Annotated in this window: 9 protein-coding genes; 4 read left to right on the top strand and 5 right to left on the bottom strand. The window is 47.0% G+C overall.

The features are described from left to right. Nucleotides 1-43: 43 nt before the first annotated feature. Nucleotides 44-241, bottom strand: a complete 198-nt coding sequence (locus H6F66_RS14275; RefSeq protein ID WP_190422337.1) for a high light inducible protein — start codon at nt 239-241, stop codon at nt 44-46. Nucleotides 242-285: 44 nt separating this feature from the next. Continuing rightward, nucleotides 286-486 carry a chlorophyll a/b-binding protein gene (locus tag H6F66_RS14270; protein WP_190422335.1) on the bottom strand — a complete coding sequence of 67 codons (201 nt, stop codon included), beginning with the start codon at nt 484-486 and terminating at the stop codon, nt 286-288. Between the two features lie 1027 nt (nt 487-1513). On the opposite strand from H6F66_RS14270, the gene H6F66_RS14265 reads away from it, so the two are divergent. The 4 genes from H6F66_RS14265 to H6F66_RS14250 all read left to right on the top strand — a co-directional run bounded on the left by H6F66_RS14265 (nt 1514) and on the right by H6F66_RS14250 (nt 10465). After that, a complete protein-coding gene (locus H6F66_RS14265) occupies nt 1514-4657 on the top strand; it encodes an MFS transporter (RefSeq protein WP_190422333.1) in 3144 nt (1047 codons plus the stop codon). A 158-nt stretch (nt 4658-4815) separates the two neighbouring features. Further along, nucleotides 4816-6144 carry an arsenic transporter gene (locus H6F66_RS14260; protein ID WP_190422331.1) on the top strand — a complete coding sequence of 443 codons (1329 nt, stop codon included), beginning with the start codon at nt 4816-4818 and terminating at the stop codon, nt 6142-6144. Nucleotides 6145-6337: 193 nt separating this feature from the next. Next, on the top strand, nt 6338-7996 hold the full coding sequence (locus H6F66_RS14255; protein ID WP_199295228.1) for an ATP-binding protein: 1659 nt from the start codon (nt 6338-6340) through the stop codon (nt 7994-7996). 615 nt (nt 7997-8611) lie between these two features. Continuing rightward, entirely contained in the window at nt 8612-10465 is a 1854-nt protein-coding gene (locus H6F66_RS14250; RefSeq protein ID WP_190422329.1) for a PAS domain S-box protein, read from the top strand. A 51-nt stretch (nt 10466-10516) separates the two neighbouring features. Here H6F66_RS14250 and H6F66_RS14245 read toward each other — a convergent pair whose 3' ends face one another. The 3 genes from H6F66_RS14245 to secD are packed head-to-tail and all read right to left on the bottom strand — an operon-like array spanning nt 10517 to nt 13386. Further along, nucleotides 10517-10966, bottom strand: a complete 450-nt coding sequence (locus H6F66_RS14245; RefSeq protein ID WP_206755375.1) for a hypothetical protein — start codon at nt 10964-10966, stop codon at nt 10517-10519. A gap of 18 nt (nt 10967-10984) precedes the next feature. Then, complete coding sequence (gene secF / locus H6F66_RS14240) at nt 10985-11962, bottom strand: protein translocase subunit SecF (RefSeq protein ID WP_190422328.1); 978 nt, start codon at nt 11960-11962, stop codon at nt 10985-10987. Beyond that, a complete protein-coding gene (gene secD, locus H6F66_RS14235; RefSeq protein WP_190422326.1) occupies nt 11959-13386 on the bottom strand; it encodes a protein translocase subunit SecD in 1428 nt (475 codons plus the stop codon). The genes secF and secD overlap by 4 nt, the downstream gene beginning before the upstream one ends. Nucleotides 13387-13435: the final 49 nt, after the last annotated feature.

Raw genomic sequence — 13435 nt, 5'->3', positions numbered from 1 at the left:
GTTTTTGACTCCTGAATAAAGTGTGTAGTGAAGGATTTAATTGTTATTTAATGATTGGCAGTACATCACGAAGGAAGCTAACGCCAGCAATATCCCACACTAGGTAGGCAATAAAACCGATGGCAGCTAAGCGTCCGTTCCACAGTTCTGCTTGGGGATTCCAACCAAAAATAAAAGCGTTACGGTCAACGTTGTTGTAAGCTTTAGCAACAGGAGGTAAATCAAGGGTGTTTTTTTCCATTGTTTTTGCTCCTAAAGGTGGATCAAAATGCAAACTTGAGAAATTTAGTATCCAACCAGGTTCAGCACGTCGCGAAGTACGCTATAACCAGCTAAATCCCACAGTAGGTAAGCAAGAAAACCGATCATTGCTAAGCGTCCGTTCCACAGTTCGGCTTGGGGATTCCAGCCAAAGATAAAGGCGTTACGGTCAATACCATTAAATGCTTTGGAAGTTGTAGGTAAATCAGTAGGGCGAGTTTCCATTGTTTACAGTCCTTAATAAATCTTTGTACTTTTATACTAAGCATCCTCACTGGATAGGCTCTCTGCCTGTAGTAGCAACCTGCACACCCTTCTAAGGGAGGATTTTGAGGTAATTTGGGAAAGGTAAGCCTATCGAAAGAGGGCAAGAAAGAGTCAGGGCGACAAAATTGTTTTCTCGGCTAAGATAGGACGCTTTTGAGGTATTTTGGGAAAGGTAAGCCTATCGAAAGAGGGCAAGAAAGAGTCAGGGCGACAAAATTGTTTTCTCGGCTAAGATAGGACGCTTTTGTTGCTAACGGCGGCTGCGAATATCGTTTGTGTAGAGATTTGATGGACTACCAACCAATTCCTCCAACCAAGCAAAAAAGAGGGCTAATATGTAGCATTACTAATAAAAATAGGTATAAATTGAATCAGGTGTTAATACCTATAAAATTTAGCTTATCGACAATAATTTCCCAGTTGTAAAAACTTGAATTAGCTATAAATTACTTCTGGGTGTTTTAAGCAAACAAATTAAATAGAGAAAGCTAGACTTTCGTTAGATATTATTGTTTTACTACTTAAATTGAACTGTCAGTCGCGATCGCATCCTCTCCCTCTAGCTGCTCTTTTGAGCAGCTATCCTCCTGTAGCCTATGCCCCTCATCCTACCAAAGGCATATATTTCAGACCTCAGGAGGATGCTGTAACCTGCCGTAGTCGGCGATTCTGACGTACATAGGCGATTTTTGCCACAAATGCCACAAATACAGAGTTCCTGCTTAAGTAGGTGAGTACAAAGAAGCCAAAAACACAAAAAACCCGTTTTTTTGAAAAAAGCGGGTTATGTCGTGGTCATTATACTCTTAGATTGACCAGCATAACTTGACCAAGACTCAAGAATGAGTGAAAAAGTGGCAGAAAAAAAGTAGGTTAAGGGTGCCAAAAACGCAGATTTTCATGGCTGATAGTCGAGGCAGTTCATAATGACTACTTACTTAATTTATAATTTGCGCTGGCTTTAAGGTTCTGGGAAGGAAAAACCATGTTTGAAACTACGTCAGGAATAATGGAACTGGACAAAGCGCTATTTTGGATAGGGCAAGTTACGCCAGTCGATCCAGCAGTGAACACGCCAGAACGAGCGGCACTTGTATTTTCAGGGCCAGAGTTTTTTGTGGCGCTGATTGCTGGGGTGGTGCTAGCGTTTGCATTGCAATTACTGTTAACAAACCTCTCCGTCGCCGCCGGGATTTCTTACTTAGGTCATCAATCAGATTCAAGTTCTAATGATAATGAATCTGGCAGCTTGGGCGGGACAATTCGCAAGATAGGGACAGCAGTCGGAATTTGGACGCTGGTGACAGTCACTATTGCGTTAGCGATCGCGTGTTTCCTGGCTGTGAAACTCACCCTGGTTAGCAGTAGCGGTTTAGGTGCCATTATTGGTTTGGTAATTTGGGCAACCTACTTCTGCCTGCTATTTTGGGTAAGTTCAACGACAGTGGGATCGTTAGTTGGTTCAGTCGTTAATACTGCAACCAGTGGCTTCCAAGCAATTGTCGGCACAGCAACCGCCGCCATAGGTGCACAAGCTGTTAACAATCAAGTTGTATCAACCGCAGAGGCGGCAGCAGCAGCAGTGCGGCGAGAACTGGGATCGGGGATAGATCCTTCCAGCATCCGCGAAACGCTGGAGGATTATTTAGGCGCTTTGCGTCCCCCAGAACTCGATATGCAAAAGATTCGAGGTGAATTTGAAAGATTGCTGAGTGACCCGCAACTAAAAGCGATCGCTAACACCGACAATCTCCGCAACATCGACCGCCAAACCTTTATAAATTTGGTAAGCGATCGCACAGACCTTTCAAAACGCGACATGAACCGCATCGTCGATCAACTCGAAGGCGTGTGGCGGCAAGCTGTGGGATCGCGAGAGCAACAACCAGATCGGATGGGCGAACTGCTCAACTATCTGAAGTCTGCACAACCTGGTCAAGTGAAGTCAGATGATATCAACGCCAAACTCGACCAGCTGATTGCAGAGATGCGGGACTCTAAGAAATCCGATCAAAAATCAGCTGACGAAGCAGCTCCTGGCCCAATTCAGCTAACCATTCAGCAGGGTTTAACTAGCCTCATGGGATTGGCAATGGGACGCACGGATCTCTCAGATTTAGATGTGCAAACCATCTTAAGTTCGCTCTCGAAAGCTAAAAACAAAGTAACCGAGCAAACTGACAAACTAGCGACACAAGCAGGAGTTAAACCAGAACTCCCCTACAGCACCATTCGAGCCGATGTAGAAAACTACCTGCTCAACACCTACTCCTGGCAGATCACCCGACCAGGACTCAACCGGGAATTCAAAGAAGTCATCTACGATCCCCAAGCCGATCCGGGGACAATTCGCCGCGAATTAGAGCAACTAGACAGGGGATATTTTGCCAGCCTGCTGCAACAGCGGGGCGTATTTACCCAAGACAAAATCAACGACATTGCCGATCAATTAGAAGGCATCCGCCAAGAAGTTTTGGTGACAGTGCGCGCAGCTGAGGAAGAAGAAAAGACGCAGGATCTGCGTCGCCGAGTGGAAGAATATATCCAAACGGCTCCCACAACTGAACTCACTGCACCAGGCATCAACGACAATTTCAAAGGGGTGCTAGAAGATCCAGATGCCGACCACGAGACACTTGAGCGTCGCCTTGCTTTGTACGATCGCTATGCCTTAATGCAATTGCTCCGGGGACGTACAGACATCACCGAGGCACAAGCCGATGAAATCAGTACCAATCTGGAACAATCACGCGATCGCGTCCTAATTGAATCCCAAGCCCTCCAAGACCGGGTAAAATCCGAGACCGAGGCGCTGTGGGTGAATTTAGAATCCTATCTGCGGAACACAGGTAAAGACGAACTGAATCCCGAAGGCATCCAGCGGGATCTAAAAACTCTCCTTTCCGACCCGCAAGCCGGACTATCGGCGCTACAGACAAGGGGTTCTCGCTTTGACCGCGATACCTTAGTCCAGCTACTGAGTCAGCGGCAAGACTTGAGCGAAGATCAGGTAAATCAAATTATCGATCAGGTGCAAAATTCTTGGAGCAACGTTGTCCACGCACCACAAATGGTCATGGATAAAGCCAAACAGCAGGTAGACAAAACCAGCACTGCTCTAACAGATTACCTGCGAAACACAGGCAAGGATGAACTGAATCCCGAAGGCATCCAGCGGGATTTGACCAGACTGCTCTCTGACCCCAAACAAGGTGCGACAGCACTGCGGCAACGGTTATCTCAAGTAGACCGCGATACCCTGGTGAAGCTACTGAGTCAGCGGCAAGACCTGAGTGAGGAGCAAGTAAACCAGGTAATCGATCAGGTGCAGGGTACGATCAAAAACATCGTCAAAGCGCCCCGTCGGTTCGCCACCCGGACGCAGGCACAAATTCAAGATTTCCAAAGCACCCTGGAAGACTACCTGCGGAATACTGGCAAAGACGAACTCAACCCAGAAGCAATTAAGCGCGATTTGCAGTTGTTGCTGCACGATCCGCGCACCGGAGTTGAGAGTATAACAGATCGCTTGTCGCACATCGACCGCGATACGATGATCTCCCTAGTGTCGCAACGGCAAGATATCTCTGAGGAAGAAGCTACCCGAATTGTGGATCAAGTCCTCTCGGTACGCGACCAATTTGTTGAGCAAATTCGCAGCATTCAGCGGCGAATTCAAGACACGGTTGACGGCATTTTTGCCCAGATTCGCAACTACCTCAACTCGTTGGATCGCCCGGAACTCAACTATGACAGCATCAAGAAAGATGTTCGCCAGTTGTTTGACGATCCGCAAGCTGGGTTTGATTCGCTTAAAGATCGCCTCTCCCATTTCGATCGCAATACTCTGGTTGCGATTATGTCTTCCCGCGAGGATATCTCCGAGGCAGATGCTAACCGACTTGTCGATCAAATTGAAGGCGCACGCAACAACGTACTGCAACGAGTGGATCGCCTCCAACAGCAAGCCCAACGTCGCTTAGACGAAGTTAAGTATCAAGCGCAGCGACAAGCGGAAGAAACCCGCAAAGCTGCCGCCTCTGCTGCTTGGTGGCTGTTTGGGACTGCGGCAGTTTCAGGTATTGTCAGCGCGATCGCTGGCGCTTTAGCAGTCGCCGGAACCCGTTAAAAGTAGAGACCTTCTATACTTCCCAGGCTCCCGTCTGGGAATGAGATGAATCAAATTTATTTCAGCCTCTCTTAGAGAGGCTTTTTTTTGTATTAATTACACCTTTAGGCAGATTTAGTATTATGCCAAAAGCGAAGTAAGTATATGCACAAATAGCCATGAGCTTGACAGCATCTTCTGTTTGGGCGATCGCTATCTTTATCCTCACCCTTACCCTCGTCATCTGGCAGCCGCGAGGTTTGGGAATCGGCTTTAGCGCCGGGGGAGGAGCATTGCTGGCACTTGCCACAGGTGTTGTCAGCTTGCAGAACGTCCCCCAAGTCTGGCAAATTGTCTGGAACGCCACCTTCACTTTGGTGGCACTGATTATAATTTCCCTAATTCTGGATGAAGCTGGATTTTTCCTTTGGCTGGCACTTCATATCGCCCGGTGGGGCAGGGGTAGAGGCAATTTACTTTTTGCCCTGATTGTGCTGTTAGGAGCAGCTGTTACAGCAGTATTTACCAACGATGGCACGGCCTTAATTTGGACACCAACTGTGATGGAAATGCTGCTAGCACTGGGGTTTGGCAGTCAAGCTATCCTTGCCTTTGTCATGGCTTGCGGCTTCATTGCCGACGCCACCAGTCTGCCCCTATCCGTCAGTAACCTGGTTAATATCATTTCCGCCGACTATTTCCAGATTTCCTTTTTGCGCTACGCCTTGGTTATGGTGCCAGTGAATGTTGTCGCAGTTGTCAGCAGTTTAAGCGTCCTCTGGTTCTACTTCCAGCGAAACATCCCCAGTAGTTATAGTGCCACTCTGCCAAACCCGTCTACTGCCATACGCGATCGCCTAGTGTTTCGTTGGAGTTTCCCCATTTTAGGCTTGCTACTAAGCGGATACTTCCTAGCCGAACCCTTAAACATACCCGTTTCCTTAGTCGCTGGGTTGGGCGCATTTGTCATGCTAGCTTTAGGGGGGCGATGGTTCCAACCCTCAGTCCGCCCAGTCATTAACCTCCGCCAAGTTTTGCGAGTTGCCCCTTGGCAAGTAGTTCTCTTCAGCTTGGGAATGTATCTAGTCGTCTTCGGGCTGCGGAATGCTGGCTTAACGACTTTCCTCAGCTTGAGTTTAGAAAATCTATCTCAGTGGGGAATCACCCTTACCACAATAGGTACAGGCTTTTTGGCAACACTGCTGTCGTGCGTAATGAACAATTTGCCCAGTGTGTTAATTAATTCCTTGGCAATTAAAGATATCAGTAGTTCTCCCCCAGAGATCCGCGAGGCAATGATATATGCAAATGTCATAGGCTGCGACTTGGGGGCAAAGATAACGCCCATCGGCAGTCTGTCTACTCTGCTATGGCTGCACATTCTAGCTCGTAAAGGACTCTTCATCAGCTGGGGTGAGTATATCCCCGTTGCCTTGATCCTGACATTGCCAGTGCTATTTGTAACACTCTTAACTTTGGCAATCTGGCTACCCTGGCTACTTGCCTAATTATCCCAGAGATAGAGGCTTAGTTCATGAACGCTTCGTAAAGTTTAAGCAAGTTTAAGTAAATTTACTTTGTTGATCTTCATCACAAAATCCGGAACGTCAGATCGCAAGACTGTATTGATCAGTGTCAACACGCAGTTTTTGAAAAAGCTGAATACTAGCATAGCGATTCAGTAAATTTAGAGAGGTGCTTATGGTACTGATGCCTAAAAGTTTTCCAGAAAACACTTCTAACTGGCGCATCTACTCAGAAGAAGCGCGTGGCTGCCAAAAGCAAGCAACGCCGTTGTCATGGACTAATAAAGCATCAGAAACCCTACTAGCCTGCCAACCAACTCAAGAGTTTGAACAACGCCCACTAGAAGCGTCCCTCCAAGCATCGCCTCTAAATTTGGATTCTACATTGGAGGAATTAACTCTCCACGACGCTTGCATCGATTTGGAATGTACCACCGAGGAAGTAAGTAAGCTTTTTGAAGCTAACCCGTTGCTTCCAGGGATCATTATTGCCGACGGGGGGAATTTCGTAGGGATGATTTCGCGGCGGCAGTTTTTTGAGTGCATGAGCCGTCCCTACAGTTTAGAATTATTTTCCAAACGTCCTGTACTGGCGCTATACAGCTTTGCCCAGAGCAAAACATTAGTATGCGATCGCAACGCCTCAATTGTAGAAACAGTGCAGCATTCATTAGAGCGATCGCCTGAATCAATGTGCGAACCGATTGTAGTGCAACTATCAGGAGCCTACAAACTCTTAGACGTGCATCAGTTACTATACGCCCACTCGCAAATTCATCAGTTAGCAACAGAAGCTCTGCGGTTATCAGAAGCGCAATCTAGACAACAAGCAACCAAACTAGAACAAACCCTGTACGAACTCCAGCGCACCCAAACCCAACTAATTCAAACAGAAAAGATGTCCAGCCTGGGGCAAATTGTTGCAGGTGTCGCCCACGAAGTTAATAACTCCGTCAACTACATACACGGTAATTTAGCTCATGCCAGCGATTACGCCTACGATTTGCTGCACCTAGTGTATCTCTATGCCAAGCATTATCCCGAACCTGTGCCAGAAATTCAAGAAGAAATGGAGGCAATTGACCTTGATTTTCTGATATTGGACTTGCCGAAACTCTTATCATCAATGCAACTGGGATCAGAACGCATTTGTGATATTGTTCTTAGCTTGCGAAACTTCTCTCGACTCGACGAAGCCGAAGGTAAGCCAGTCGATATTCACGAAGGCATTGACAGCACACTACTATTTTTGCAAAACCGGCTCAAAGGACAAGGACAACGCCCCGACATTTCTGTGCATAAAGAGTATGGCGACCTTCCGTTAGTAGCTTGCAATGCTGGAGAACTCAATCAAGCATTTATGAATATCCTCTGCAATGCCATTGAAGCTGTGGAAATGAGGACTGAGGACTGGGCGCTAGGGAGTGGGGACAAGGGACAAGGGACAGGGGACAAGGAATTGGGTAAGAGTCCTTCCAATTCCCAATCCCCAATCCCTAATCCCCAATCCCTAATCCTCAATCCCCAATCCCCAATCCCACAGATTCAGATTCGCACCGAAGTAGGAGACAACAATCAAGTATTAATTCGCATTACAGACAACGGCGTTGGGATGACATCAGAAGTGCAGCAACGTCTATTTGACCCCTTCTTTACAACGAAACCTGTAGGCAAAGGTAGTGGTTTAGGGTTATCAATTAGTTATCAGATTGTAGTGGAAAAGCACTGCGGTAAATTGACCTGTGTTTCCGAACCAGGGATTGGTACAGAGTTTTTAATTGAGATTCCCATTCAGCAGTCCAATTGTGAATCTACTCTGTCTCGGTGCGCGTGAAATTTGAGTATTAGTATTAGTATAAAACGAGGGATACCACCTGCCGCCTTAAAAAGGAACTAGCCCACCCAAGAATATAAAGAGTTATATCAAAATTTGGTTAGAAGCTCATCAACTACTATTTTGACTAAAAAATTGCTTCAGCAGCGTTACGATGCTAATCAGTTGCTCAAAAGCGGTTGTGATATATCTCCCTTTAGGCGATCGCATATTGAAGACATATTATTTACCCATCCCTGAGATTGAGAGCGATCACGTCCTAGCCTCCCGTTGCACGGACGAGAGTTTGTTCGCCCTTTTACTAGCACCCCGCGCAGGCTGCGCCAATCGTGGCGGAAAACCCTTGCCAAAGCTTGTTCTCTGATGTTAGATCAAATGCGATCGCGATTTTCCTTTGAGATGAAAATCCTCATCCTCTCCAACCGGGCAGCAGGGATTTTTCAGCAAAATCCGAATAGTTTATATAATTTTCGTTAATAATTGTCAAGGCATCCATAAAAAACTATATTATGTGTAAACTCCACATAAAGATGTCAATTTAGTAAAGACCTAAGTCTCAGTAGAAATCAGGGGAAGCATGGAGGAGTGCATTTAAGGAAAATAGGTAGGTGAAAAATGACAATGCAGGCGGCAAAACCCCGAATCAGCGATAGCAGAGGATTAGAATTCAAGAAAAATCGTTTTTTTACGCTCTCTCTGGATATGTTTTTCGTAGCCGGTTTCGACGGCTACTTTAAGCAACTTAACCCGATGTGCGAAAAAACACTGGGATTCACAACCGATCAGCTTTCGGCTAAACAGTGGATCGAATTTATCCATCCCAAAGACCGTCAAGCTACCATCGCTCAGTTGCAGGAAATTTCCAGTAGCACAGAAACTATTTCCTTTGAGAATCGCTTTCGCTGCAAGGATGGCTCCTACAAGTGGCTTTTGTGGAACGCCGCCGTCTGCCATGAAGAACAACTGATTTACGCCACCGCCCGTGATATTACTGAGCGCAAACAATCAGACGAGGCGCTGCGGGAAAGTGAGGAGCGCTTCCGCTTGTTAGTCAAGAATGTCAAAGACTATGCCATTTATATGCTGGATACCAGCGGCAAGATTATCAGCTGGAACAAAGGTGCAGAAGGCATTAACGGCTATCAAGCCAGTGAAATCATCGGTCAGCATTTCTCCAGCTTTTTCCCCAGCGAAGATATCCAAAAAGGCAAGCCAGAGCAAGTCCTGAAGAAAGCGGCAATAGAAGGCCGGGTTGAATGCGAAACATTGCGCTTACGCAAAGACGGTTCGCAGTTTTGGGCAAATGTCGTAGTAACAGCCTTGCGAGGCGAAGACGGATGGCTGCGCGGCTTTGCCACTGTGACGCGCGATATCACTGAGCGCAAACTTGCACAAGTTGCACTGGAAAAAGCTAACGACGATTTAGAAAGACGAGTCGAAGAACGCACCACTGAGCTAAAAGCAGCCAACGAGCTTCTTTTAAAAGAAGTTGTCGAGCGCAAAGCCGCTGAGGAAGCCAGAGGGCAATCAGAAGCACAATTGAGAGAAAAAGCGGCCAAGCTAAAACAAGCCTTGAGCGAATTAAAACAAACTCAGGCCCAGCTGATTCACAGTGCAAAAATGTCCAGTTTAGGGCAGTTGGTGGCAGGTGTCGCCCACGAAATAAACAACCCCGTCAGCTTCATCCACGGAAACCTGGAATACGCCAGTCACTATATTGAAAGCTTGATGGAGTTGTTGCAGCTGTATGGAAAGCATTATCCCAAACCAGCTGCGGAAATCGAAGATTTCCTCGAAGAATTCGACCTAGATTTTGTGATGGCAGATATGCCCAAACTGCTGTCGTCAATGAAGTTGGGGGCGGATCGCATCCGTCAAATTGTCTTATCATTGCGCTCCTTCTCGCGCCACGACCAAGCAGAGAAGAAGTCTGTCAATATTCACGAAGGCATTGACAGCACTTTGAAATTGATGCAAGACCGCTTAAAGGCTACTCCAGGGCAGAAAGCGATCGCAATCATTAAAGAGTATGGCGACCTGCCACCCATAGACTGTTATGCTGGTCAGCTCAATCAGGTATTGATGAATATCCTTAGTAATGCCATTGATGCTTTGGAACTGGGGAATCGGGAATCGGGAATCGGGAATGGACAAGATTCTTCCCATCCCACCCCAGAGATTCGGATTTGCACCGAGGTTGTAGATTCAGATCATGTCCTCATCCGGATTATTGACAACGGTTGCGGGATGACCGAGGAAGTACGTCGAAAGCTATTTGACCCTTTCTTCACCACAAAATCAGTGGGCGCAGGTACAGGACTCGGCTTATCTATTAGCTACCAAATTGTTGTAGAAAAGCACGGCGGTCAATTAACCTGTGTTTCCGAACCTGGGAAGGGTGCAGAATTTTTGATTAAAATTCCCATTCACCAATACCGCTCTCAACCAATTCTGTCTCGGTGCGCGTGAAAAGAAATCAAAAGTCCTCATTCCCAGTCCGAGGCTGGGAACGAGAGAATTTTATTGACAAACCCACTTCCAAAGTGGGTGTGTTTTCCCCTGTCGGCGAATTTGACAGACCTGTTGCTCTAAGCGTTGTTGTTCCCGATGAGGCATTCCCAACAAAATGTTACGACTTTGCCAGACTAAAACGGATACGGTCATGCCAACACAGAAGGCGAGTCCCAGTGTCGGCAGCGGATTATAAAAAAGACCATATCGCAATGCCGCCCAAGTAAAGTGTTCCCATATCAGAGAAATTGGGTAACGCAAGCCCCACAAGCTTAAGGGGCCAACAGTAATCCAGAGTAACCCGGCAACTAACCATCTGCCGTAGACAGTAAGCTGGTGTAACCTTTGCACTTGTTGCCCAAAGCTAGGGTCATCCGAGGGATGAAGGATGAAGGATGAGGAATGAATTGGTTGCTCATCTGGCTTGTGGTCTGATTGATCGCCGCTTGGCTGATTCATTCTTTTGCCTCACCCAATTCAGATTTCATCGGAAGTTCTTGGTTCAGTGGCGGGAATGCCCTTGGATTGACCTGTGCGCTCTCGCCACCATGCCAATAGGGTACTGGCAACGAAGATACTGGAATAAGCACCAGCAACGAATCCAATAATCAAGGCTAAGGCAAAGTTTTTCAGGGTATCGCCGCCAAAGAAGAAGAGAGCAAACAAGGTCAGCAGCGTAGTTAAGGTGGTGTTGATTGACCTCGTTAGGGTTTGATTAACTGCATCATCGACAATCTGATTAATATGCAGCTCTGGATTGAGTTTGACAACTTCCCGAATTCGGTCATAAATCACTACGGTATCGTTGACGGAGAAACCGATGATGGTTAACAGCGCCACGACAAATAAGCTATCAACTTCAGTACCTAGAACCAAACCTAAAATGGCGAAGCTACCCACGGTAATCAAAACATCGTGAAAAAGGGCTGCAAAGGCGAAGAAGGCATAGTCTAGCTGGAACCGAAACGTTAGGTATATAGTGATGCCAGCGAAGGATAGGATGAGTGCCAGGAGTCCAGAGGCAAAAAGTTGTCGTCCGAGGGTAGGGCCAACAGTGTCTATCTGAGTTTTTTGGGGGTCGAAGGCTCGGAGTTCGCTTAAGGCATTTTGCAGCTTGGTGCGTTGTTCAACATCCAGTGCTTTGCTGCGAATTGATAAACCATACTGGGTTTCACCGCCAACGTTTTTGGTTAAAACTTGGATGCTGCTGTCTGCCAAACCTTGAGCGGCTAAAACTTCCCGAACTGCGGGAATGTCGATGGGTTGGTTGCAGTTGTCCGGCTTAGAACAGTCGAGTTCAAATTGTAACCGCGTGCCGCCGACAAAATCCAGACTGGGACGTAAGGGCGCACCTATCTGCGTCCAGTTGATTGCCATCGCAATGATGCCCGCGAGCATGAAGACGGCGGAAATTGTCCACCAGAGCGATCGCCTTTTGATTACACTTATTTTCATTGTCCTGCCCCTGCCTGAGATTTTCCAAATGCTTGCAACTTCGGAGCATACAGTTCCGGTTTGCGTAATTGTGGAAATCCTATCGCTGTCATTAGCAGGGTACGACTACAGGTAATCGCTGTAAACATACTCACCAAAACTCCAATAGCCAGAGTGAAGGCAAAACCCTTCACCAAACCTGAACCCAGCCAAAACAAGGCTCCACACGCAATCAAGGTGGTCACGTTACTGTCTAAAATGCTGGAAAACGCGCGGTAAAAACCAGACTCTACAGAGCGATATAAACTCTTTCCGGCTCTTAATTCTTCCCGCGTCCGCTCAAAAATCAGGACGTTGGCATCAACTGCCATCCCGATACTGAGAATAAACCCAGCAATTCCCGGTAGGGTTAAAGTGACACCTAATAAAACAAAGGTAGCTAATGTCAACAGCGAGTAGATAACCAAAGCGACATCAGCAATTACGCCTGGTAGCCGATAATAGACACCGATAAAAATCAGTACCAAAGTCAGACCCCCAACACCAGCGTAGATACTGCTTTGGATACTATCTCGTCCCAGCGTTGCTCCTACTGTGCGGTTTTCGATTATTTCTACTGGGAAGGGTAGGGAACCGCCTCGCAACTGAAGGGCTAATTCGTTAGCGGTTTCTAAGGTAAAGTCGCCGGAAATTTCGGCATTTCCGCCTGTAATTCCAGTTTGGGCATATTTTGGATCAACACCGGGAGCGCTAATCAGCTTATTATCCAGAAAGATGCCCAGCCTGCCGCCATTTTTGGCTACATCTTTGGTTAATTGTGCAAATTTTTCGGCTCCGTCAGGATCAAACCTGATACCTACAGCCCAAATGTCACCATTTGGTGTGGGTTGAGGAAGGGCATTTTTCAGGTTTTTGCCTGACAGCCCGGTGGGTTCAAATGCTTCTCGTTCGAGTTCAGCGATTTGTTGTTGCTTTTGTGCGATCGCTTCTTTATTTTGGGCGATCGCTGTCGCATCTCCTTTCGCCTGCAACTGCTGTTGTTTTAGCAGTAATTCCTGCAACTCGGTTTCTCTGACACCCAATTGCGTTCCTACTACCAGGTTCTGGCGGCGAAAATCCAGCACCGCTGTACCACCTAGTACCCGTTCCGCCTGTTGCGGGTCGCTCACCCCCGGCAACTGTACCAAAATTTGGTCTTGTCCGACAGTTTGCACCACGGGTTCCGACACCCCAAGACCGTTAATTCTACCTTCTACTATCTTCAAAACCGCGTCTAAATCTTCGCGCTTGATTTCCTTGACCTCTTTTGTGGGTTTCACCTGAATTGTCAATTGTGACCCACCCTGGAGGTCTAATCCCAGCCGAATAGGTATTCTGGTAAGCACGGTGATGGAAGCAATCACCAAAACCAGGATTAGGGCTAATAAGGAACGCTGTCTCTGCATACCACAACTTGCTCAAACAAATGCTATGATAATCCCTTTTGGGCGAATC

Origin of the sequence: Trichocoleus sp. FACHB-6, assembly GCF_014695815.1 — a bacterium.
Taxonomy (GTDB): Bacteria; Cyanobacteriota; Cyanobacteriia; order Cyanobacteriales; family FACHB-T130; genus Funiculus; species Funiculus sociatus.
The sequence above is the reverse complement of the archived record's forward strand: the minus strand, read 5'-3'. Positions and strand labels throughout refer to the sequence as shown.